The sequence below is a fragment of the Ancylobacter terrae genome (assembly GCF_045108345.1).
Lineage (GTDB): Bacteria > Pseudomonadota > Alphaproteobacteria > Rhizobiales > Xanthobacteraceae > Ancylobacter.
This window is the reverse complement of record NZ_JBJGXH010000005.1, coordinates 119,475-140,830: the sequence shown is the minus strand read 5'-3', so window position 1 is coordinate 140,830 and position 21,356 is coordinate 119,475. Positions and strand designations below refer to the sequence as shown.

Sequence of the window (21,356 nt, the reverse complement as noted above, 5' to 3'; positions counted from 1 at the left end):
CGGCTGCAGGGAGCCTCATCATGCCGCTCATCATCTGGCGCGACTGCGCGGGCGCGCAGACCAGCGCCGACGTCCCCCTCGGCACCAGCCTGATGGAGGCGGCACTGGCCGCCGGGGTGCGCGGCATCCACGGCGATTGCGGCGGAGCGCTGGCCTGCGCCACCTGCCATGTCGTGCCGGAGGCGCCGTGGGCGGAGCGGCTCGGCCCGCCCGGCGCGCTCGAAGCCGACATGCTCGACCTCGTCGAGGGCGAGCGCCACCCGACCAGCCGGCTGAGCTGCCAGATCCGCATGCGGGAGACGCTCGCCGGGCTGGTGTTGCGGGTGCCGCAGCCATGATGGCGGGCCGTCTGGTCATCATCGGCGCCGGCGAGGCGGCGCTGTCGGCGCTCGCGAGCCTGCGCGCGGCCGATGCGCCCTGTGCCGTGACGCTGGTCGGCGACGAGCCGCACCTGCCCTATCGGCGCCCGCCCCTCTCCAAGGCCTGCCTCGCCGGGGACGTCCCGGCGGACGCGCTGGCGCTGCGCCCGCGCGACTGGTTCGCGGGCGTCGAGCTGCGGCTCGGGCGCCGCGCTGCGGCGATCGATCGTAGCCGGCGGGAGGTGCGGCTCGACGACGGCGCGGCCCTCCCCTATGACGCGCTGCTGCTGTGCACCGGCACCCGCGCGCGGGCGCTGCCCGCCGCGCTCTGCGGCGATCGCCTCGGCATCCACACGCTGCGGAGCCTCGACGACGCGGCGCGGCTGAAGCGCGAGCTGGAGCCGGGGCGCCGCCTGCTCGTCGTCGGCGGCGGCTATGTCGGGCTCGAGGTCGCCGCCGCGGCGCGGATGGCCGGGCTCGCGGTGACGCTGGTCGAGACGGGGCCGCGGATCCTCGGCCGCGTCGCCTGTGCCGCCACCGCCGATCACCTGCGGGCGCTGCACCGGGCGCGCGGCGTCGACATCCGCGAGGGCGTCGGCCTTGCCGCGCTGTCCGGCCGCGGCCGGGTGGAGGCTGCGCGGCTCACCGACGGCACGGAGCTGCCGGTCGATCTCGTCGTCGCCGGCATCGGCGCCATCCCCAACCAGGAGCTGGCGGAAGCCGCAGGGCTCGCGGTCGCCAACGGCATCGCCGTCGACGCCTTCTGCCGTACCAGCGACCCGGCCATCCTCGCGGCCGGCGACTGCGCCAGCTTCCCTCACGAGGGCGCACGGCGCCGGCTCGAATCGGTGCAGAACGCCACCGACCAGGGCGCGGCGGCGGCGGCGACGCTGCTCGGCGCGGAAAAGCCCTACCGGCCGCTGCCGTGGTTCTGGTCGGACCAGTACGACACCAAGCTGCAGATCGCCGGCCTCGGCGAGGGCCATGACCGCATCATCGTCCGCGAGGGGCGGCGGCCGCAGGCGCGTTCCTTCTGGTATCTCGCTGGCGGGCGGCTGCTGGCGGTCGACGCCATCGACGATCCCGCCGCCTACATGACCGCGCGGCGCCTGCTGGCGGCGGGCATCAGCCCCGATCCGGCGCTGATCGCCGATGGCGGCGCGGCGCTGGGCGAGCTGGTGCGGGAGCGGGCGTGAGCGCTCGCCTCATCCGACCGGGAAGGGGTGCTCGGGCACCCTGCCGGCACGGCGATTGGACGGCGCGCGGAAAAAGGCAGAATGTCGGATTCATAGCCCAAGCGGGCGCCCGCGTAATTTCGGTTTTTCTGAAGCGAAGCTGCGGAAAAATCATCTTCTCACCATCGCTCGCGCGCGACACAGTTCGATGATGTGCCGTTTGCCGCGGGGCGCCGCCTGCCCCTCGGGATCCGTTCGAACCTCGCGCGAGCGACCAGATAGGCCAGCACGATGACCGCGACCGGCGAGCCATTGGTCGTCTTCTCGGACGTCCACAAGACCTATGACGGGCGCGTCTTCGTCGCCAGCGATCTCAATTTCGAGATCCGCGACGGCGAGTTCCTGTCGCTGCTCGGCCCCTCCGGCTCGGGCAAGACGACGACGCTGATGATGCTGGCCGGCTTCGAGGCGCCGAGCCGCGGCACCATCATGCTCGGCACCAAGCGCCTCGACGACCTGCCGCCGCACCGGCGCGACATCGGCATGGTGTTCCAGAACTACGCGCTGTTCCCGCATATGAGCGTCGCCGAGAACATCGCCTTCCCGCTGTCCGTGCGCGGCATGTCGCGCGCCGAGCAGGCCGAGCGGGTCGCCCGCTCGCTCGCCATGATCGAGCTCTCCCACGCCGGCGACCGCAAGCCGGCGCAGCTCTCCGGCGGCCAGCAGCAGCGCGTCGCGCTCGCCCGCGCGCTGGTGTTCGAGCCGCGCATCGTGCTGATGGACGAGCCGCTGGGCGCGCTGGACAAGAACCTGCGCGAGACCATGCAGTACGAGATCAAGCGGCTGCACGACCGGCTCGGCATCACCATCGTCTACGTCACCCACGACCAGTCCGAGGCGCTGACCATGTCGGACCGGGTGGCGGTGTTCCACCAGGGCCATATCCAGCAGATCGCGCCGCCCAAGGAGCTGTACGAGGATCCCAGCAACGGCTTCGTGGCCAATTTCATCGGCGAGAACAACGGCCTCGCCGGCCGCGTCACCAGCATCGCCAACGGCTACGCGACGCTGGCGGTGGCCTCGGGCGTCGAGGTGTGCGGGCGGGTCGGGCCCGGGGTTACGCCCGGCGACACCGCGGTGCTGGCGCTGCGGCCGGAGAACGTCACCTTCGACGAGGTGCCCGGCGCCGCGGGCCGCAACCACCTCGCCGGCACCATCGACGAGGTCATCTATTGCGGCGACCACTGGCGCCTGCACCTCGCCGTGGCCGGCTGCGAGGGGTTCATCATGCGCGTGCCGAACCGCACCGCGCTGCCCGCGCCCGAGGCGCGGCAGAAGGTGGCGATCTCCTGGAGCTTCGATGATTGCAAGATCATCGCCAATGACGGTGGCTGAACGACCGCCGACGTAACGCAATAACAAACAGAGGGTACTGCGATGACGATGAAGGTTCGGAAGGCCGGCCAGGCTTTGCTGGTGGCGGCAGGTGTGCTGGGGCTCGCCGCCCCGTCCCATGCGGCGGATTCGCTGACGATCGTCACCTTCGGCGGGGCGTTCGAGAATGCCGTGAACAAGGCGTTCTTCGAACCCTTCACCGCCAAGACCGGCATTGCGATCGTCAAGGAGCAGTATGATGGCGGTCTCGCCAAGCTGCGCGGCATGGTCGAGGCGAAGAATACGACCTGGGACGTGATCGACCTCGAGTCGAACGACGCCATCGCCGGCTGCGACGAGGGCCTGCTGCAGAAGCTCGATCCCAAGCTGCTCGGCGACGTCAACGACTTCATCCCCGGCGCGGTGCTGCCCTGCGCCGTCGCCTCGATGGTGTGGTCGACGGTCTATGCCTACGACACCACCCGCATGCCGACCGCGCCGACCACCATGGCGGACTTCTTCGACCTGCAGAAGTTCCCGGGCAAGCGCGGCCTGCGCAAGAGCCCGAAGGGCGCGCTGGAATGGTCGCTGATCGCCGACGGCGTGCCGGTGGCCGAGGTCTACAAGACGCTGGGGACGCCGGAAGGGGTCGAGCGCGCCTTCAAGAAGCTCTCCACCATCAAGAAGGACATCGTCTGGTGGGAGGCCGGCGCGCAGCCGCCGCAGCTGCTCGCCGACGGCGCGGTGGCGATGACCATGGCCTATAACGGCCGCATCCGCGTCGCCCAGCTCGAGGCCAAGCGTCCCTTCGCGATCGTGTGGGACGGGCAGGTCTATGACTATGAGTGGTGGGGCATCCCCACGGGCGCCAAGAACGTGAAGGCCTCGCAGGACTTCGTCTCCTACGCCTCGCAGGCCGACAACATCTGGAAGCTGTCCAACTACATTCCCTATGCGCCGCCCCGCAAGTCGGCGGTTGCCAAGGTCGACCCGCAGGTGCTGCCGCATCTGCCGACCGCGCCGGACAACTTCAAGAACGCGCTGCAGATCAACGCCGAGTTCTGGGCGGACAATTTCGACAGCCTGAACAGCCGCTTCCTGACCTGGCTGAGCCAGTAGGCAGCCTCGTGCCCGGAGTACCCCGCCCGCGTTCCGCGCGGGTGGGCCGCCGGCGGCCGCGTTGGTGCGCGATCGCCGGCAATCGCTCTTGGAAAATGAGGATCGGCGCGTGACTATGGCGCACATGGAGAGCATCGCCCTGACGCGGGATCGCAGCCGGGACGCCGACACGCAGGCGGGCTACCGGGCCGCGCGGCGGCGCGAGTCGCTGCGCGCCTTCCTGCTGGCCGTGCCGCTGCTGGTGTTTCTCGCCGCGACCTTCATCTACCCGATCGTGCAGCTCCTCCTGATGAGCGTGCGCAGCGACGAGGTGGCCGCCGTCATGCCCGCCACGGCGGAAGTGCTGGCGGAATGGCCGGGCCCGCCCGGCCTGCCGCCGGCCGCGGCGTTCGACCGGCTGGCCGGCGAACTGCGCGCCGCCTCCGACCAGGGCACGCTCGCCACCGCCGGGCGCCGGCTCAACACCTATGAGCCCGGCTTCCGCAGCCTCTTGCTGAAGACCGCGCGCCAGCTTCCCGCCGCGAACCCGGAGCGTCCCTACAGCGACGTGCTGGTCGGGATCGACCCGCGCTGGGGCGAGCCGGAGATCTGGCGGCTGCTGAAGCGCGCCTCGAGCGCCGTCACGCCCGACTTCCTGCTCACCGCGCTGGACCGGAAGGTCGGCAGCGACGGCTCGGTGGTCGGCGTCGAGCCCTCGCAGGCGATCTATGTCACGGCGTTCCTGCGTACCTTCGCCATCAGCGCCTCGGTGACGCTGATCTGCCTCGTGCTCGGCTACCCGGTCGCCTACCTGCTCGCCATGCTGCCGGCGCGGCAGAGCAACCTGCTGATGCTGCTGGTGATCGTGCCGTTCTGGACCTCGCTGCTGGTGCGCACCACGGCCTGGTACGTGCTGCTGCAGCCGAACGGGGTGGTCAACGGGCTGCTCATGCGCAGCGGCCTGATCGAGGGGCCGCTGGCGCTGATGTTCAACCGGACGGGCGTGCTGATCGGCATGACCCATATCCTGCTGCCGTTCATGATCCTCGCCAATTACGCCGTGATGCGCGGCATCTCCCCGGTCTACCAGCGCGCGGCGATCTCGCTCGGGGCGCACCCGGCGGTGGCCTTCCTGCGGGTCTATGTGCCGCAGACCCTGCCCGGCATCGGCACCGGCACCTTCCTCGTCTTCGTGCTGTCGCTCGGCTACTACATCACCCCGGCGCTGCTGGGCGGGGCGGGCGACGAGATGATCAGCCAGCTGGTGGCGCTGCAGATGGACCGCCAGCTCAACTGGGGGCTCGCCGCCGCGCTCTCGGTCTACCTCGTCTTCTTCACGCTGGCGGTCTACTTCGTGTTCAACAAGCTGGTCGGCATCGACCGGCTGCGGCTCGGCTGAGCGGGGAGGGTGGCGATGAGCGCCGATGCGACCACCGTGCTCTCCCAGCGCATCGCCCGGCGCGCGCTCTGGCTGTTCGCCGCGCTGGTGCTGGCCTTCCTGATCGCGCCGGTGCTGATCGTCATCCCGCTGTCCTTCAACGACAGCACCTATTTCTCCTACCCGATGAGCGGCTTCACCTGGCGCTGGTACGAGGACATCTTCACCTCGCCCGACTGGCGCGCGACCATCATGAACAGCTTCGTCATCGGCCTCGCCTCCACCGCCATCGCCACCGTGCTGGGCACGCTGGCGGCGATGGGCATCAGCCGGCCGGCCTTCCCGTTCCGCGGCATCATCGTGCCGCTGATGATCTCGCCGATGATCATCCCGATCGTGGTGGTGGCGGTCAGCCTCTACCTCGTCTTCGCCCCGTTCGGGCTCATCAACACGCATCTGGGCGTGATCCTCGCCCATGCCGCGCTCGGCACGCCCTTCGTGGTGATCACGGTGACGGCGCGGCTGATGGCCTATGACCAGAGCCTGTCGCGGGCGGCGGCGAGCCTCGGCGCCTCGCCCCTCACCGCGTTCCGGCGGGTGATGCTGCCGCAGATCCTGCCGGGCGTCGCCACGGGCGGCATCTTCGCCTTCGCCACCTCCTTCGACGAGGTGGTGGTGATCCTGTTCATCGGCGGCACCGAGCAGCGCACCATTCCGCGCCAGATGTGGGCGGGCATCCGCGACCAGATCAACCCCACCATCCTCGCCATGGCCGGGCTGCTCACCGTCTTCGCGGTGGTGCTGATGCTGACGATGAACTGGCTGCAGGGGCGCAGCGTCGCCCGCGGCTGAGGGGAACCTTTAGGTCCAGCTTAATCACGGCCACGCCAAATCATAATTTTCCCGGGCCCCGCGCTCCCGCACTCTCCCGCCATGATCGCCGCCACGGGCGGGCCAGAAAGGGAAGCGGGACATGGTGGAGACGGTGGATACGCTCGTCATCGGCGCCGGCCAGGCGGGCGTGGCGATGAGCGAGCATCTGGGCAAGGCGGGCCTCTCCCATCTCGTGCTCGAGCGCAGCCGCATCGCCGAGCGCTGGCGCTCCGAGCGCTGGGATTCGCTGGTCGCCAACGGCCCCGCCTGGCACGACCGCTTCCCGGGCCTCGAATTCCCCGACACCGATCCCGACGCCTTCGTCGCCAAGGAGAAGGTGGCCGACTATTTCGTCGCCTATGCCAAGATGATCGACGCGCCGATCCGCTGCGGCGTCGAGGTGACGCGCGTCGCCCGGCTCGATGGGCGGCCGGGCTTCCGGGTCGAGACCTCGGCGGGCGTCGTCGAGGCGCAGAACGTCGTCGCCGCCACCGGGCCGTTCCAGACGCCGATCATTCCCGCCCTGGTGCCGCGCGAGGCGGGGCCCCTCCAGATCCATTCGAGCGCCTACCGCAATCCCGCCCAGCTGCCCGACGGCGCGGTGCTGGTGATCGGCGCGGGCTCGTCGGGCGTGCAGATCGCCGACGAATTGCTGCGCGCCGGGCGGCGCGTCTATCTCTCCGTCGGCCCGCACGACCGCCCGCCCCGCGCCTATCGCGGCCGCGATTTCTGCTGGTGGCTCGGCGTGCTCGGCAAGTGGGACGCGGCGACGCCGGCGGCCGGGGCGGAGCACGTCACCATCGCGGTGAGCGGCGCCTATGGCGGGCGCACCATCGATTTCCGCCAGCTCGCCGCGCGCGGCATGACCCTGGTCGGCCGCACCGACGGTTACGAGGCGGGCACGCTGGTCTTCGCGCCGGACCTCGCCGACAACCTCGCCCGCGGCGACGCCAGCCTCAAGGCGCTGCTGGACGAGGCCGACGCCTATGTCGCGCGCAACGGCCTCGACCTGCCCGAGGAGCCCGAGGCGCGCAAGGTGGAGCCGACGCCGCACTGCGTCAGCCACCCGCTGCGCACGCTGAACCTCGCGGAAGCCGGCATCGGCACGATCATCTGGGCGACCGGCTTTGCCGCCGACTACAGCTGGATCGAGGCCGACATCTTCGAACCGAACGGCAAGCCGCGCCACCAGCGGGGCGTCTCCAGCGAGCCGGGCCTCTATTTCCTCGGCCTGCCCTGGCAGTCGCGGCGCGGCTCCAGCTTCATCTGGGGCGTGTGGCACGACGCCAAGTACCTCGCCGACCACATCGCCACCCGCAACACCTACCGCGCCTATACCCCGCCGGAGCGGCGCGGCGCCGAGGTCGCCTGAGCCGGCGCGGACCTTTCGCCGCCCGCCCGCGGCACGTACATTGCCTGCGATCGGCCCGCACCACGCACCGGTGCGGTCCGCGAACCGGCAAGGGAACGATGCCTCTCCGCTTCACCCTGAGACAGCTCGAATATTTCGTCGCGGTGGGCGAGGCGGGCAGCATCACCAAGGCGGCCGAGCGGGTGAACGTCTCGCCGCCCTCGATTTCCGCCTCCATCGTGCAGCTGGAGGCCGAGTTCGGCATCAGCCTGTTCGTGCGCAAGCACTCGCACCGGCTGGCGCTCACCGCCGCCGGGCGCATCTTCCTGAAGGAGGCGACCCGCCTCCTCAACGATGCCGACGCGCTGCACGACATCGCCGTCGATCTCTCCAAGAAGGTGCGCGGACCGCTCGCGGTCGGCTGCCTGCTCACCTTCGCCCAGATCGTGCTGCCCTCGCTGCGGCGCAGCTTCGAGGTGGCGCACCCCGACGTGCGGTTCCGCCAGTTCGAGGGCAATCAGGGCCAATTGCTCGACATGCTGCAGCGGGCCGAGATCGACATGGCCATCACCTATGACCTCGAGATCTCGCAGGACATCGCCTTCGAGCCGCTGATGTCGCTGCCGGCCTATGTGATGCTGCCCGCCCACCACCCGCTGACGGCGAAGGCCTCCGTGACGCCGGAGGATCTGGCGGACGAGCCGATGGTGCTGCTCGACCTGCCCTACAGCCGCAACTATTTCCTCTCCGCCTTCCAGCAGAAGGGGATCCGGCCGAACATCGCCGAGCGCACCTGCGACATCGCCATGATGCGCTCCATGGTCGCCAACGGCTTCGGCTACGGCATCGCCAATATGCGCCCGCTGAACACCATCTCGCCGGACGGCAAGCCGCTGGCCTTCGTGGTGCTGGACGGCGACATCCGGCCGCTGACCATGGGCATCGCCCTGCCCAATGCCGAGCATCGCAGCCACACCATCCAGGCCTTCATCGACCATTGCCGCGCCTTCGTCGGCGAGCAGGGGGTGTTCAGCCTGGGGCAGGCACCGGAGCGCGAGGGCGCCGCGTGAAAGACTGGTCGGCTCGGGGCCCCGTCCTCCCGGCCGGAGCCGCAGGCGAAGAGCCGGGATCGCGCATCTGGACGGCAACGCGATCGCGGAAACGGCCTCCGACCGTTCCGGGATGACCCGTGTGGCGGACGCTCCAGGCGGATGGCGAGCCCCGTCTAGGGGGTCGGCGCGCCGCCGGCGAGATGGGCGAGCAGGGCGTCGAGCATCTTCTCGCAACGCTGGATCTGGTCGCGGCTGACATATTCGTCGGGCTTGTGGCCCTGCGCCATCGAGCCGGGACCGCAGATGACGGTCGGCACGGCGAGCGCCTCGTCGAACAGGCCGCCCTCGGTGCCGAACGCCACCTTGATGGTGCCGTTCGCCCCGGTCAGCGCCTTCACGAAGGCGACCGCCTGCGAGGTGGCCGGCGTGTCGAGCCCGGGATAGGCATTCACCACCTCGATGGCGATGGACGCTTCCGGGGCGATGGCCGCGGCCCTTTCGACGATCGCCGCGGCGGCGGCCTCGATCCGGGCGAGGATGGCGGCGGGATCGTCGGCGGCGATGTTGCGGATCTCGAAATCGAGCGTGCAGAGGTTCGGCACGATGTTCAGCGCGACGCCGCCGTTCAGCAGGCCGACATGGACGGTGGAATAGGGGATGTCGTAGTCGCCGTCGCGCGCGCCTTCGGTGGCGAGTCGCTCCTGCTCGGCGCGCAGCGCGCCCACAAAGTCGCAGCCCAGATGCAGCGCGTTGAGCGCGAGCGGCGCCAGCGCCGAATGGCCGGCCCGGCCGGTGCAGGTGACATGGGCGGCGAGCTTGCCCTTGTGCCCGGTCGCAACCGCCATGCCGGTGGGTTCGCCGACGATGCACAGGGCCGGGCGCACCGGCGCGGCGCGCATCATCTCGATCAGGCTGCGCACGCCGAGGCACCCCACCTCCTCGTCATAGGAGAGCGCGAGGTGGAGGGGCGTCGCGAGGTCCCTATGCGCGGCGCGGCGCATCGCCGCCACCGCGCAGGCGACGAAGCCCTTCATGTCGGCGGTGCCGCGGCCATAGAGCCGGCCGTCGCGCTCGGTCAGGGCGAAGGGCGGCACGGTCCAGTCCTGCCCGTCGACCGGCACCACGTCGGTATGGCCGGACAGCAGCACGCCCGGCCGGTCCGCCGGGCCGGTGGTGGCGAAGAGGTTGGCCTTGCCGTGATGGGCGTCGTGGATGAGCCGGACGGCAATGCCCTCGCCCTCCAGCAGGGCCGCGACATGGCCGATCAGGTCGAGATTGCCGTCGCGGCTGACCGTCGGAAAGGCGATCAGGTCATGCAGAATGCCGATGCTGTCCATGTCCGATCGACCTTTCGCCGCCCTCGCGCCCACCGGCGCTCCCTCTAGCATCGTCGCGCGTGGTGCCCGAATCGGATTTGCGTCATCGCCGCTTCGGGTGCGGCTAAGCCACCGCGCCGCTCGAGGAGCACGTCTTGTCGCCCGCCAGCAAAACGGCGCCTTGCCGCCGGCGGCGACTGTGCACCATCTTTTGAAGATGTAACGAAACCTTCTCGAATCTATTGTCTGTTGACCGTTCGCCGTCATTCGGGGAATCGATTCGGGCGGGACGGAACCGGCGCGGGGTGGGCGCCGCGCGGACTGGGGAGAGAACAATGACGGGGATATCCCGTCGCGGGCTTCTGCGCGCGGGCGCGGCGGCCTTGGCGACACCGGCGGTGCTGCGGGCCCATGATGCGCTCGCATCCTCCGGCACGGTCAATGTCTATGCCTGGGAAGACTACTTCGCGAACAACACGCTGCTGGCGGATTTCAACAACGCCACCGGCATCGACGTGAAGCTCGCCACCTACGGCTCGAACGCCGAGGCGGAGGCGCGGCTGCGCTCGGCCGGCGGCAAGGGCATCGACGTGTTCTTCCCGTCCGTCGACACCGGCCCCAACTATTACCGCGACGGGCTGCTGCAGCCGATCGACGAGCGCCGCTTCGATGCCTCGCGCGTCGTCACCCCGATCTACCGCAGTTCGCAGGCGCTCGGCGCCCTCGACAAGGGCCGGCGCTATCTCGTGCCGTTCGACTGGGGCACCGAGGGGCTGACCTGGGATTCGACCAAGATCGACAAGGTCGCCGGCCAGATCTCCTATGGCGACATGTGGAAGGCGGGGCTGACCAAGCAGGTGGTGGTCCGCCCGGTCTCGGTCTTCAACGGCGTCGCTCTCTACCTCGACGCCACCGGCGTGCTGCCCTCCAACCGCGGTCTCGATCTCTACAAGTCGGAGGCCGATTCCCGGCGGGTGTTCGAGGGGTGCCTCGCCTTCATCAATGCGCATCGGAGCAATATCGGCGCGTTCTGGACCGATGCCACCGAGGCGCGGGCGGCCTTCGTCAGCGGCGGCTGCACCATCGGCCAGACCTGGGATTCGACCGGCATCCTGCTCGGCCGCTCCTCCGGGCCGAACTGGAAATACGGCATGCCGAAGGAAGGCGGCCTCGGCTGGACCGACACCTTCGCTATCCCGGCGGGGGCGGCGAATGCGGCGCAGGCCTATGAGCTGATGAACTTCCTCTACCAGCCCGAGAACGGGGCGCTGTTCACCAACACCACCGGCTACAACAGCTGCGTTTCCGGATCGGAGAATTACCTCTCCGCCGGCGCCCACGCCGCCTTCCGCGCGGCCTATCCGCCGGGCAGCTTCGACAAGATGTTCTGGTGGCCGATCCAGACGGATTTCTACGCGCGGCTGCGCGCCGAATATGCCGCCAAGCTGACCCAAGGCTGAGCGGGGCGCGCGCCGGCACCGAATCGGGGTGCCGTGGCGGGAGTGAGCCGTCGCGTTCAGCCGTCGCACAGCCGGAAATGAGGTGACGCCTCATTTTGCACCTCATTGCACCGGGGCGCTGGACGCACTGCACCAGAACGGGCGATCTGTCGCCGGTCTCACTGCACTGATCGTACCGGAATCGGTGCCGAGGTATGGAAAATGCCGGTCGCACCGCACTGATCATCCACCGCATCGAACCGGATTTATGCGCGTGCAGCGCAGCGTCAATTTCTGAGTTGCGTACCTCAATATGTGCTTGTGCCGACGCCCATTCACAGGCAGCATCATCGGGGGGCAATGACCCCTGCCGGGAGGGCCCGGCACGGCGCACCGGCGGCAAGACCGGGCGGAAAATGTCAGGGAGGTATGCGTGGCGAGCACCGTCAAGGGGCCGGCGATCTTTCTCGCCCAGTTTGCGGGTGATGCCGCGCCGTTCAACTCATGGGATGCGATCTGCGCCTGGGCGGCCGGTCTCGGCTACACCGGCGTGCAGGTGCCGTCCTGGGATGCCCGCCTGTTCGATCTGGCCAAGGCGGCGACGTCCAAGACCTATTGCGACGAGTTTGCCGGCGTCGCCGCCGGGCACGGGCTCACCATCACCGAGCTGTCGACCCATCTGCAGGGCCAGCTGGTGGCGGTCCATCCCGCCTTCAACGAAGCCTTCGACGCCTTCGCCCCCGCCGACGTGCACGGCAATCCGGTCGCGCGCCAGCACTGGGCGGTGGGGCAGATGAAGGCGGCGGCGAAGGCCTCGCGCCATCTCGGGCTGTCCGGCCATGTGTCGTTCACCGGTGCGCTGGCCTGGCCCTTCGTCTACCCCTGGCCGCAGCGCCCGCCCGGGCTGATCGAGACCGCATTCGCCGAACTCGGCCGGCGCTGGCGCCCGATCCTCGACTGCTTCGAGGAGGCGGGCGTCGATGTCGGCTTCGAAATCCATCCCGGCGAGGACGTGTTCGACGGCGCGACCTTCGAGATGTTCCTCGACGCGGTCGGCAACCACCCGCGCTGCGGCATCAATTACGACCCCTCGCATTTCGTGCTGCAACAGCTCGATTATCTCTATTTCATCGATATTTACCACGAGCGGATCACCGCCTTCCACGTGAAGGACGCCGAGTTCAACCCGACGGGCCGGCAGGGCGTCTATTCGGGCTATGCGCCGTGGGTGGAGCGGGCCGGGCGGTTCCGCTCGCTCGGCGACGGGCAGGTCGATTTCGGCGCGATCTTCTCCAAGATGGCGCAGTACGGCTATGATCGCTGGGCCGTGCTCGAATGGGAATGCGCGCTGAAGCATCCCGAGGACGGCGCGCGCGAAGGCGCGGAATTCATCCGCTCGCATCTCATCCGGGTGACCGAGAAGGCCTTCGACGACTTCGCCGGCGGCGCGGTCGACGAAGCCAAGGTGAAGCGCATGCTGGGGCTGGGGTGACGGGTCGCGCATGATGGGGCGCGGCGTCGGCCGGCGGCCGGCAGCATCGTCGTCCCGGGTAGCTTCTACAGCCGCTGTCATCCCGGACGGCCTTAGGCTGATCCGGGACCGACTTCCGCATTAAGTGACTGAATTTGCAAGAGATACCGGCTCTGCGCCTTCGGCTCCGGCCGGGATGACATCGACGGCGACGGACATAAGGGAGTTGTTCCATGCCCATCGAGGGACGCGGCGACGGGGTCGGCGAGCGCATCCGGCTCGGCATGGTCGGCGGCGGCGAGGGCGCCTTCATCGGCGCGGTGCACCGCATCGCCGCCCGGCTCGACGACCAGTATGCGCTCATCGCCGGCGCGCTCTCGGCGAGCCCGGAGAAGGCGCGGCGCTCGGGGGCGGCGCTGGGGCTCGACCCGTCCCGCGTCTATGACGACTTCCGCGCCATGGCCAAGGCGGAGGCCGCGCGCGCCGACGGCATCGAGGCGGTCGCCATCGTGACCCCCAATCACATGCACGCGCCGGTCGCCACCGCCTTCCTCGAGGCCGGCATCCACGTCATCTGCGACAAGCCGCTGAGCGTCGACCGGGATTCGGCGCTGGCGCTCAAGTCGTTGACCGAAAAGAGTAAACGTATCTTCGCGGTGACCCACAACTACACCGGCTACCCGATGGTGCGCCAGGCCCGCGCCATGGTGGCGGCGGGGGAGCTGGGCGCCATCCGGGTGGTGCAGGTGCAGTATGCGCAGGACTGGCTGACCACGCGGCTCGAGGATAGCGGCCACAAGCAGGCGGGGTGGCGGGTCGATCCGGCGCAGGCGGGCGCGGGCGGCTGCATCGGCGATATCGGCACCCACGCCTACAACCTCGCCGACTTCATCACCGGCATCCCGGTCACCGAGCTCTGCGCCGAGCTCACCACTTTCGTGGAGGGGCGCCGGCTGGACGACAATGTCCAGATCCTGCTGCGCTATGCCAATGGCGCCAAAGGGTTTTTATGGGCGAGCCAGGTGGCGCCGGGCAATGAGAACAACCTCGCCATCAAGGTCTATGGCGACAAGGGCGGGCTGGAATGGCGGCAGGAGGAGCCGAACCGGCTGCAGTTCGCCCCGTTCGGCGAGCCGGTGCGCACCATCACCCGCGCCGGCGCCGGGGCGGGCGCGGAGGCCGGCCGGGTGACGCGGACCCCGGCGGGGCACCCGGAGGGCTATCTGGAAGGTTTCGCAACGCTCTACACCGAGGTCGCCGCGGCGATCCGGGCGGCGCGCGCGGGCGCTCCGCTCGATCCGGCGGTGAACTTCCCGACCGTCGAGGACGGGGTGAAGGGCGTCGCCTTCATCGCTGCGGCGGTCGCGTCTTCCGCCCGCGGGGCGGTGTGGGTACCCCTCGGCACGGACTGACCGGTCGGTGCGGTGAGGTGGACGATGGGTGCGAAAAATGACCGGTCCGTGCAGTCCGTGCGAACCGTCCGGCGGGTGGCGAAAGGGATCCGCGGCGGGAGCTGACGTTAGGTGATATTGTGAGGTCCGCACCTCACGCCATCGCGAAAAGTTTAGCTTGCGATGTTTAGTAAAGTGAGTTCTACTAAACTTCATCCGCAGCCGTAAAATAATACCAACGGCGCGGGAGGAAACGCCAAACCCGTCCCTGTCCGTCCTCCGCATCCATCCTTCTGGCGATGCGGAATCCGAGCCTCCGATCGACCGCCGGCCCTGCCTGCGCGGACCCTTTCGGTTGTCTCCGGCGGCCTGCGGGACAACCGGAGGAGAATGACCCATGAGGAAGCTTCTGGCGGCCGCTGCGGCGTTCGCCGCTCTCAGTGTCGCCGCGTCCGCGCCCGCCCATGCTCAGGGCAAGCCGCTCACCTTGTGCTGGGCGGCCTGGGACCCGGCCAACGCGCTGGTGGAGCTGTCGAAGGACTTCACCACGAAGTCCGGCATACCGATGAAATTCGAGTTCGTGCCGTGGACCAGCTTCGCCGACCGCTTCCTCAACGAGCTGAACTCGAAGGGCAAGCTGTGCGACCTCTTGATCGGCGACAGCCAGTGGCTCGGCGGCTCGGCCGAGAACGGCCATTACGTCAAGCTGAACGACTTCTTCGCCAAGGAAGGCATCCAGATGGCCTCCTTCCTGCCGGCGGCGGTGGAAGGCTATTCGACCTGGCCGAAGGGCTCCGACAATTACTGGGCGCTGCCGGCGATGGGCGACGCGCTCGGCTGGACCTACCGCAAGGACTGGTTCGCCCGCCCCGAGCTGCAGGCCGAGTTCAAGAAGAAGCACGGCCGCGACCTCGCCGCGCCGAAGACCTGGGATGAGCTGAAGCAGGTCGCCGAGTTCTTCCAGGGCCGCGAGATCGACGGCAAGAAGGTCTATGGCGCCGCCATCTTCACCGAGCGCGGCTCGGAAGGCATCACCATGGGCTCGACGGCGGCCCTCTACCCCTACGGCTTCGAATACCAGAACCCGAAGAAGCCCTACGACATGGAGGGCTACGTCAATTCACCGGATTCGGTGAAGGGTCTCGAAGCCTATAAGGCGCTGTTCAAGTGCTGCACGCCGCCCGGCTATACCGACGCCTACATGCAGGAGGGCCTCGACGCCTTCAAGTCCGGGCAGGTCGCGATGATGATGAACTGGTTCGCCTTCTTCCCCGGCCTCTACAAGGACGAGAAGGTGGGGGGCGATCGCATCGGCTTCTTCGTCAACCCGAAGGAGAAGGTGGCGGCGTCCCCGCTCGGCGGGCAGGGCATCTCGGTGGTGTCCTATTCGGACAACAAGGATGCCGCGCTCCAGTACATCAAGTGGTTCGCCCAGCCGGACGTGCAGGCGAAGTGGTGGTCGCTGGGCGGCTATTCGGTCGCGAAATCCGTGCTCGAAGCCCCGAACTTCGCCCAGTCCGCGCCGTTCGCGGCCGACTTCCTGGTCGCGATGGGCCAGGTGAAGGACTTCTGGCAGGAGCCGACCTATGCCGAGCTGATGCAGGCGATGCAGAAGCGCGTGCATGACTATGTCGTCGCCGACAAGGGCACGGCCAAGGAAGCGCTCGATCTGCTGATCAAGGATTGGCAGAAGACCTTCAAGGAAGACGGGCGGATGTGATCCGCCCGGCACGGGAGGACGGGCCGCGCCAAGCCGCCCGTCTGCCCGGCGCGCCGTCCGGGCCGATGCCGGGGTGCTGCCGCACCCGGCCGGGTCCCCGACACCCGATGCGCACGAGCCGAATGCCTCGACGATCCCGGACCGGCCGCCACGGCCGCCCGGGATGACGGGAAAGCCACGCCCGCCGCGACGCCCTCGCGGTCCGGCCGGACCTCAGAGCCCGCCAGTCTGGAGCCGCCATGACCGAAACCTCGACGGTGAGCCATCTCGCCCGCAACGCCGCCAAGGCGACGCCGGAACCGCTGGCGCGGCGGGTGCGCGGGCTCTCGGACCGGGCCATCGCCTGGCTGTTCATCGCCCCGACCATCCTCCTCCTGCTGGCGATCAACATCTTCCCGCTGATCTGGACGATCCAGCTCTCCTTCACCAACTACCGCGCCAACCGGCCGAACGCGGCGGTGACCAGCGTCGGCGTCGAGCACTATTCCAACATCCTGTCCGATCCGGATGTGTGGCACTCGATGCAGGTGACGGCGCATTTCGTGCTCTGGACGATCCTCATCCAGACCGTGCTCGGCTTCGCGCTCGCCTATCTGATCGACCGCAAGTTCCGCGGCCACGGCTTCTGGACCACGGTGATCCTGATCCCGATGATGCTGTCGCCGGCGGTGGTGGGGAATTTCTGGAAGTTCCTGTACCAGCCGCAGATCGGGCTGTTCAACTACATCGTCGGCTTCTTCACCGGCATGGAGCCGTCCTCGTTCCAGATGATCGGCGACGTGCGGCTGGCGCCGTGGTCGATCATCATCGTCGATACCTGGATGTGGACGCCCTATGTGATGCTGATCTGCCTCGCCGGGCTGCGTTCCATTCCCGATTACATCTACGAGGCGGCGGAAGTCGACCGTGCCTCCGCCTTCCGGCAGTTCTGGTCGATCACCCTGCCGATGGCGATGCCGTTCATCATGCTGGCGGTGCTGTTCCGCGGCATCGAGAACTTCAAGATGTTCGACATGGTTAACCTGCTCACCTCCGGCGGGCCGGGCTCCACCACCGAGGTCGCCTCGATCACGCTGAAGCGCGAGGCGTTCGAGAAATGGCGCACGGGATATTCCTCCGCCTTCGCCATCATCCTGTTCGTCACCGTGTTCGGCCTCGCCAACATCTATGTGAAGGCGCTCAACCGGGTGAAGAGCCGATGAGCCTCGTTTCCTTGCATCACGTCATCCTGAGGTGCCGGCCGCAGGCCGGCCTCGAAGGATGCTTCAGGCGGCTCGATGAACATCCTTCGAGGCTCGCTGCGCTCGCGCCTCAGGATGACGTCGCGGCTGCGGCGACGAAGGGAGCCCGCTGATGCCCGGCCTGTCCACCGCCCACTCCGTCGTCGAGCCCTCGAGCCTGTCGAAGCGCATCGCGATGGGCGTCGTCATCCTCTACGCGCTGATCGCCATGATCCCGCTGGTGTGGATCCTGCTCACCGGCTTCAAGACGCCGCCCGATTCGATTTCCTACCCGCCGAAGCTGGTGTTCCAGCCCTCGCTGGAGGGCTACTGCAACCTGTTCACCACCCGCTCGCGGCAGACCCCGGACTACATCGCCTCGCTGCCGCCTGCGGAGGGGATGTGCGACCAGATCGCGCGCAACCGCAACATGGTGGTGGCGGGCCCGTCCAAATTCGCGCCGCGCTTCCTCAACTCGCTGATCATCGCCTTTTCCTCGACGCTGCTGGCGGTCACGCTCGGCACGCTGGCCGCCTACGGCTTCTCCCGCTTCAAGGTGCCGCTGGCGGACGACCTGCTGTTCTTCATCCTGTCGACCCGCATGATGCCGCCGATCGCGGTCGCCATCCCGATCTACCTGATGTACCGCGAGCTCGGCCTGTCCGACACCAAGCTCGGCATGATCCTGCTCTACACGGCGGTGAACGTGTCGCTGGCGGTGTGGCTGCTGAAGGGGTTCATCGACGAGATCCCGCGCGAATACGAGGAAGCCGCGATGATCGACGGCTATACGCGCCTCCAGGCCTTCGTGAAGGTGGTGCTGCCGCAGGCGACCACGGGCATCGCGGCGACCGCGATCTTCTGCCTGATCTTCGCCTGGAACGAATACGCCTTCGCCGTGCTGCTCACCTCGGGCGAAGCGCAGACGACGCCGCCCTTCATCCCCTTCATCATCGGCGAGGGTGGTCAGGACTGGCCGGCGGTGGCCGCCGCCACCACGCTGTTCGTGATCCCCATCTTCGTCTTCACCATCCTGCTCAGGAAGAACCTCCTGCGCGGCATCACCTTCGGAGCGGTGCGGAAATGAGCGCCATGGACCCGCACGCCCCGCCGCCCGCCAGGCCCTTCCGGCTGTTCCGCCGCAAGCCATGGGAGCGGTTCGCCATTGGCCTCATCGCCTGCGGCGTGGTGATGCTGATGCAGCCCTTCTCGATCACGCTCTATGGCTGGTCGTTCGCCACCACGCTCGCGGGCACGGCGATGTTCATCGTCGTGTCGAAGTTCCCGGAGTAGCGCCATGGCCACCATCCGGGTCGAGAACCTCAACAAGACCTTCGCCGAGTTCGTCGCGGTGCGGGATTCCACCTTCACGGTCGAGGATGGCGAGTTCTTCTGCCTGCTGGGACCCTCCGGCTGCGGCAAGACCACGACGCTGCGCATGATCGCCGGATTGGAGTTGCCCACCTCCGGCACCATCACGCTGGGCGGGCAGGACGTGACCACCAAGCGCGCCGGCGAGCGCGACATCGCCATGGTGTTCCAGCTCTTCGCGCTCTACCCGCACATGAATGTGCGCCAGAACATCGGCTTCCCGCTGAAATGCATGGGGCTGCCGCGCGCGGAGATCACGCGCAAGGTGGAGGAGGCGGCGCGGATATTGCGCATCTCGCATCTGCTCGATTCCCGCGTCTCCGGGCTCTCGGGCGGCGACCGCCAGCGCATCGCGCTGGGCCGGGCGATCGTGCGCGAGCCGGCCGCCTTCATGATGGACGAGCCGCTGGGCGCGCTCGACGCCGAGTTCCGCCACCTCATGTGCGGCGAGCTGCGGGCGCTGCACGACCGGCTGAAGGCGACCACGGTCTATGTGACCCACGACCAGATGGAAGCCATGGCGATGGCCGACAAGATCGCGGTGATGAATCGCGGCGTGATCGAGCAGTTCGCCGGGCCGCAGGAGATTTATGACCGGCCGGCGAGCCTGTTCGTCGCCGACTTCATCGGCTCGCCCGCCATGAACCTGATCGGCTTTGCCGGCTCGCTGGCGCTGGGCGCGCGCTTCGTCACCATCGAGGGCGCGCCGGTGGAGGTGCCGGTGGTGCGCGAGGCGGTGGCCGAGCAGGCGCTGGTGCTGGGCGTGCGGCCCGAGCATGTGCGCTTTTCCGACGCCTCGGCGCTGCGCGGCGAGGTCTACGGCACCGAATATCTCGGCACCACGCAGATCGTCACCGTCACCACCGCCTCCGGGCCGGTGCGGGCGCGCCTGCCCTCGACCGTGAAGGTGTCGACCGGCGAGCAGGTGGGGCTGGCGCTGCGCGCCGATCGCCTCTCGCTGTTCGAAAAAGCGGGCGGGCGGGCGATCCGCACCGCCTGGCAGGACGGCGAGCGGGTCGAGGGCGAGGCGGCACCCGCCTCGGCGGCCCGCGCCCGCCGCGAGAATGCGGGGCAGCCGCGCGCCGGACAGGAGCACGCGGGACAGGAGCAGGTTCATGGCTGACGTTTCGATCAACGCCGTGACCAAGCGCTTCGGCGACGTCACCGCCATCGCCGACCTCTCGCTGGCCATTGCCGACGGCGAATTCGTCGTGCTGCTCGGCCCCACGGGCGCCGGCAAGACCACGACGCTGCGGCTGGTGGCCGGGCTGGAGACGCCGGACCAGGGCAGCGTCTTCATCGGCGGCCATGACGTGACCCGGACCAATCCGGCGGCGCGCGACGTCGCCTTCGTGTTCCAGCAGTATTCGCTCTATCCGCATCTGTCGGTCTATGACAACCTCGCCTTCCCCCTGCGCTCGCCGACGCGGCGGGTGCCGCCGGCCGAGATCCGTCGCAAGGTGGAGGCGATCGCCGGCCTGCTGCGCATCGAGGACAAGCTCGCCAACAAGGCGACGCAGCTTTCGGGCGGGCAGATGCAGCGCGTCGCCATCGGCCGGGCGCTGGTGCGCGACCCATCCATCTACCTGATGGACGAGCCGCTCTCCTCGCTCGACGCCAAGCTGCGCGGCGAGCTGCGCCTCGAGCTGAAGCGCATCCAGCAGGAGCTCGGCGCCACCATTCTCTATGTCACCCACGACCAGATCGAGGCGATGACGATGGCGAGCCGGATCGGGGTGATCGACAATGGCCGCCTCGCCCAGCTCGGCACGCCGCGCGAGATCTACGAGAACCCGGTGAACCTGCATGTCGCCCAGCGGCTCGGCCAGCCGGGCATCAACCTGATGCCGCGGGCGCTGTTCCCCGATCTCGCCGCCCCGCCGGCGGCGCAGACCATCGGCGCGCGCACCGAGCATCTCCACCTCGCCCGGCTCGACGGCAGGGCCAGCGGCGGGCCGGCCGGCGAGGTGCGCTGGATCGAACGGCTCGGCGACCAGAACCACCTGCATGTGCGCTTCGCCGACCGCGAGCTCGTCACCCTCGGCGATCCCGATTCCGATCTCGATATCGGCGACAAGGTGGCGGTGGAACTGGTGCGGCCGCTCTATTTCGATGCGGCGGGACAGAGGATTGCGTCATGACCGACGTGAGCGAAGGCGTACGCCTCGATGCGGCGCGCAAGGCGCGGCTGATCGCGGCGATGGCGGATGTGGTGATCGCCCATGCCGACGAACTGACCGATCTCGACCAGGCGATCGGCGACGGCGACCACGGGCTCAACATGAAGCGCGGCTTCGAGGCGGTGCGCGCGGATGCGGCGGCGCTTGCCGACAAGCCGCTGCCGGACGCGCTGAAGGCGATCGGCACGGCGCTGGTGATGAAGGTGGGCGGCGCCTCCGGGCCGATCTACGGCACCTTCCTGATGACGCTCGGCAAGGCGCTGCCGGCGGAACCCTCGGCGGCCGACCTCGCCAGCGCCTTCGGCCAGGCGCTTGAGGCGACCAAGGCGCGCGGCAAGTCCGAGCCCGGGCAGAAGACCCTGCTCGACGTGCTGGCGCCGGTGCTGGAGGAGCTTCAGGCAGGCGGCCCCGGTCTCGCCGCGCGGGTGCGCGAACGGGCGGGCGCCGCGGCTGAGGCGACGGTGCCGATGCGGGCGGTGCGCGGTCGTGCCTCCTTCCTCGGCGACCGCTCGATCGGCCATATGGATCCGGGCGCGCGCTCCGCCTCGCTCATCATCGCCGCGGTCTGCGACGCGCTGGAAGGCTGAA

The 21,356-nt window shown here is 68.8% G+C and carries 19 protein-coding genes; 18 read left to right on the top strand and 1 reads right to left on the bottom strand.

Annotated features, from left to right (window positions below):
• Positions 1 to 20: 20 nt before the first annotated feature.
• From ACEUEL_RS21150 to ACEUEL_RS21115, 8 genes are all read left to right on the top strand, one after another.
• On the top strand, positions 21 to 338 hold the full coding sequence (locus ACEUEL_RS21150; RefSeq protein ID WP_405709916.1) for a 2Fe-2S iron-sulfur cluster-binding protein: 318 nt from the start codon (positions 21 to 23) through the stop codon (positions 336 to 338).
• The gene (locus tag ACEUEL_RS21145) at positions 338 to 1,555 is read left to right on the top strand and encodes an NAD(P)/FAD-dependent oxidoreductase (RefSeq protein ID WP_405710235.1); all 1,218 of its coding nucleotides are present in this window, start codon (positions 338 to 340) and stop codon (positions 1,553 to 1,555) included. The genes ACEUEL_RS21150 and ACEUEL_RS21145 overlap by 1 nt, the downstream gene beginning before the upstream one ends.
• A gap of 270 nt (positions 1,556 to 1,825) precedes the next feature.
• Positions 1,826 to 2,929 (top strand): ABC transporter ATP-binding protein, encoded by a 1,104-nt coding sequence (locus tag ACEUEL_RS21140; RefSeq protein WP_405709914.1) that lies wholly within the window; start codon positions 1,826 to 1,828, stop codon positions 2,927 to 2,929.
• Positions 2,930 to 2,971: 42 nt separating this feature from the next.
• Positions 2,972 to 4,027, top strand: coding sequence for an ABC transporter substrate-binding protein (locus ACEUEL_RS21135; protein ID WP_405709911.1), 1,056 nt, complete (start codon positions 2,972 to 2,974; stop codon positions 4,025 to 4,027).
• 115 nt (positions 4,028 to 4,142) lie between these two features.
• A complete protein-coding gene (locus ACEUEL_RS21130; RefSeq protein ID WP_405710232.1) occupies positions 4,143 to 5,405 on the top strand; it encodes an ABC transporter permease in 1,263 nt (420 codons plus the stop codon).
• 15 nt (positions 5,406 to 5,420) lie between these two features.
• The gene (locus ACEUEL_RS21125; protein WP_405709908.1) at positions 5,421 to 6,236 is read left to right on the top strand and encodes an ABC transporter permease; all 816 of its coding nucleotides are present in this window, start codon (positions 5,421 to 5,423) and stop codon (positions 6,234 to 6,236) included.
• Positions 6,237 to 6,357: 121 nt separating this feature from the next.
• Positions 6,358 to 7,629, top strand: a complete 1,272-nt coding sequence (locus ACEUEL_RS21120; protein ID WP_405709905.1) for a flavin-containing monooxygenase — start codon at positions 6,358 to 6,360, stop codon at positions 7,627 to 7,629.
• 98 nt (positions 7,630 to 7,727) lie between these two features.
• The gene (locus ACEUEL_RS21115) at positions 7,728 to 8,678 is read left to right on the top strand and encodes a LysR family transcriptional regulator (protein WP_405709902.1); all 951 of its coding nucleotides are present in this window, start codon (positions 7,728 to 7,730) and stop codon (positions 8,676 to 8,678) included.
• Between the two features lie 155 nt (positions 8,679 to 8,833).
• Here the strand turns inward: ACEUEL_RS21115 and argE are convergent, their stop codons facing one another.
• Positions 8,834 to 9,997 (bottom strand): acetylornithine deacetylase, encoded by a 1,164-nt coding sequence (gene argE / locus ACEUEL_RS21110; RefSeq protein ID WP_405709899.1) that lies wholly within the window; start codon positions 9,995 to 9,997, stop codon positions 8,834 to 8,836.
• A gap of 314 nt (positions 9,998 to 10,311) precedes the next feature.
• On the opposite strand from argE, the gene ACEUEL_RS21105 reads away from it, so the two are divergent.
• The 10 genes from ACEUEL_RS21105 (at position 10,312) to dhaL (ending at position 21,355) form a co-directional block, all read left to right on the top strand.
• On the top strand, positions 10,312 to 11,436 hold the full coding sequence (locus ACEUEL_RS21105; protein ID WP_405709896.1) for an extracellular solute-binding protein: 1,125 nt from the start codon (positions 10,312 to 10,314) through the stop codon (positions 11,434 to 11,436).
• A gap of 412 nt (positions 11,437 to 11,848) precedes the next feature.
• The gene (locus ACEUEL_RS21100; protein ID WP_405709893.1) at positions 11,849 to 12,907 is read left to right on the top strand and encodes a sugar phosphate isomerase/epimerase family protein; all 1,059 of its coding nucleotides are present in this window, start codon (positions 11,849 to 11,851) and stop codon (positions 12,905 to 12,907) included.
• Between the two features lie 212 nt (positions 12,908 to 13,119).
• Entirely contained in the window at positions 13,120 to 14,298 is a 1,179-nt protein-coding gene (locus ACEUEL_RS21095) for a Gfo/Idh/MocA family protein (RefSeq protein ID WP_405709890.1), read from the top strand.
• Between the two features lie 376 nt (positions 14,299 to 14,674).
• Entirely contained in the window at positions 14,675 to 15,997 is a 1,323-nt protein-coding gene (locus ACEUEL_RS21090; protein WP_405709887.1) for an ABC transporter substrate-binding protein, read from the top strand.
• 239 nt (positions 15,998 to 16,236) lie between these two features.
• Positions 16,237 to 17,199, top strand: coding sequence for a carbohydrate ABC transporter permease (locus tag ACEUEL_RS21085; protein WP_405709884.1), 963 nt, complete (start codon positions 16,237 to 16,239; stop codon positions 17,197 to 17,199).
• Positions 17,200 to 17,350: 151 nt separating this feature from the next.
• Positions 17,351 to 18,304 carry a carbohydrate ABC transporter permease gene (locus ACEUEL_RS21080; protein WP_405709882.1) on the top strand — a complete coding sequence of 318 codons (954 nt, stop codon included), beginning with the start codon at positions 17,351 to 17,353 and terminating at the stop codon, positions 18,302 to 18,304.
• A gap of 5 nt (positions 18,305 to 18,309) precedes the next feature.
• On the top strand, positions 18,310 to 18,510 hold the full coding sequence (locus ACEUEL_RS21075) for a hypothetical protein (protein ID WP_405709879.1): 201 nt from the start codon (positions 18,310 to 18,312) through the stop codon (positions 18,508 to 18,510).
• A 4-nt stretch (positions 18,511 to 18,514) separates the two neighbouring features.
• Positions 18,515 to 19,711 carry an ABC transporter ATP-binding protein gene (locus ACEUEL_RS21070; RefSeq protein WP_405709876.1) on the top strand — a complete coding sequence of 399 codons (1,197 nt, stop codon included), beginning with the start codon at positions 18,515 to 18,517 and terminating at the stop codon, positions 19,709 to 19,711.
• A complete protein-coding gene (locus tag ACEUEL_RS21065; protein ID WP_405709873.1) occupies positions 19,704 to 20,729 on the top strand; it encodes an ABC transporter ATP-binding protein in 1,026 nt (341 codons plus the stop codon). The genes ACEUEL_RS21070 and ACEUEL_RS21065 overlap by 8 nt, the downstream gene beginning before the upstream one ends.
• The gene (gene dhaL, locus ACEUEL_RS21060; RefSeq protein ID WP_405709871.1) at positions 20,726 to 21,355 is read left to right on the top strand and encodes a dihydroxyacetone kinase subunit DhaL; all 630 of its coding nucleotides are present in this window, start codon (positions 20,726 to 20,728) and stop codon (positions 21,353 to 21,355) included. The genes ACEUEL_RS21065 and dhaL overlap by 4 nt, the downstream gene beginning before the upstream one ends.
• Position 21,356: the final 1 nt, after the last annotated feature.

What these genes read in the sequence shown, in the direction of transcription:
- ACEUEL_RS21150 (WP_405709916.1), top strand. Translation starts at nt 21, where the DNA reads ATGCCGCTCATCATCTGGCGCGACTGCGCGGGCGCGCAGACCAGCGCC.
- ACEUEL_RS21145 (WP_405710235.1), top strand. Translation starts at nt 338, where the DNA reads ATGGCGGGCCGTCTGGTCATCATCGGCGCCGGCGAGGCGGCGCTGTCG.
- ACEUEL_RS21140 (WP_405709914.1), top strand. Translation starts at nt 1,826, where the DNA reads ATGACCGCGACCGGCGAGCCATTGGTCGTCTTCTCGGACGTCCACAAG.
- ACEUEL_RS21135 (WP_405709911.1), top strand. Translation starts at nt 2,972, where the DNA reads ATGACGATGAAGGTTCGGAAGGCCGGCCAGGCTTTGCTGGTGGCGGCA.
- ACEUEL_RS21130 (WP_405710232.1), top strand. Translation starts at nt 4,143, where the DNA reads ATGGCGCACATGGAGAGCATCGCCCTGACGCGGGATCGCAGCCGGGAC.
- ACEUEL_RS21125 (WP_405709908.1), top strand. Translation starts at nt 5,421, where the DNA reads ATGAGCGCCGATGCGACCACCGTGCTCTCCCAGCGCATCGCCCGGCGC.
- ACEUEL_RS21120 (WP_405709905.1), top strand. Translation starts at nt 6,358, where the DNA reads ATGGTGGAGACGGTGGATACGCTCGTCATCGGCGCCGGCCAGGCGGGC.
- ACEUEL_RS21115 (WP_405709902.1), top strand. Translation starts at nt 7,728, where the DNA reads ATGCCTCTCCGCTTCACCCTGAGACAGCTCGAATATTTCGTCGCGGTG.
- argE (WP_405709899.1), bottom strand. Translation starts at nt 9,997, where the DNA reads ATGGACAGCATCGGCATTCTGCATGACCTGATCGCCTTTCCGACGGTC.
- ACEUEL_RS21105 (WP_405709896.1), top strand. Translation starts at nt 10,312, where the DNA reads ATGACGGGGATATCCCGTCGCGGGCTTCTGCGCGCGGGCGCGGCGGCC.
- ACEUEL_RS21095 (WP_405709890.1), top strand. Translation starts at nt 13,120, where the DNA reads ATGCCCATCGAGGGACGCGGCGACGGGGTCGGCGAGCGCATCCGGCTC.
- ACEUEL_RS21090 (WP_405709887.1), top strand. Translation starts at nt 14,675, where the DNA reads ATGAGGAAGCTTCTGGCGGCCGCTGCGGCGTTCGCCGCTCTCAGTGTC.
- ACEUEL_RS21085 (WP_405709884.1), top strand. Translation starts at nt 16,237, where the DNA reads ATGACCGAAACCTCGACGGTGAGCCATCTCGCCCGCAACGCCGCCAAG.
- ACEUEL_RS21080 (WP_405709882.1), top strand. Translation starts at nt 17,351, where the DNA reads ATGCCCGGCCTGTCCACCGCCCACTCCGTCGTCGAGCCCTCGAGCCTG.
- ACEUEL_RS21075 (WP_405709879.1), top strand. Translation starts at nt 18,310, where the DNA reads ATGGACCCGCACGCCCCGCCGCCCGCCAGGCCCTTCCGGCTGTTCCGC.
- ACEUEL_RS21070 (WP_405709876.1), top strand. Translation starts at nt 18,515, where the DNA reads ATGGCCACCATCCGGGTCGAGAACCTCAACAAGACCTTCGCCGAGTTC.
- ACEUEL_RS21065 (WP_405709873.1), top strand. Translation starts at nt 19,704, where the DNA reads ATGGCTGACGTTTCGATCAACGCCGTGACCAAGCGCTTCGGCGACGTC.
- dhaL (WP_405709871.1), top strand. Translation starts at nt 20,726, where the DNA reads ATGACCGACGTGAGCGAAGGCGTACGCCTCGATGCGGCGCGCAAGGCG.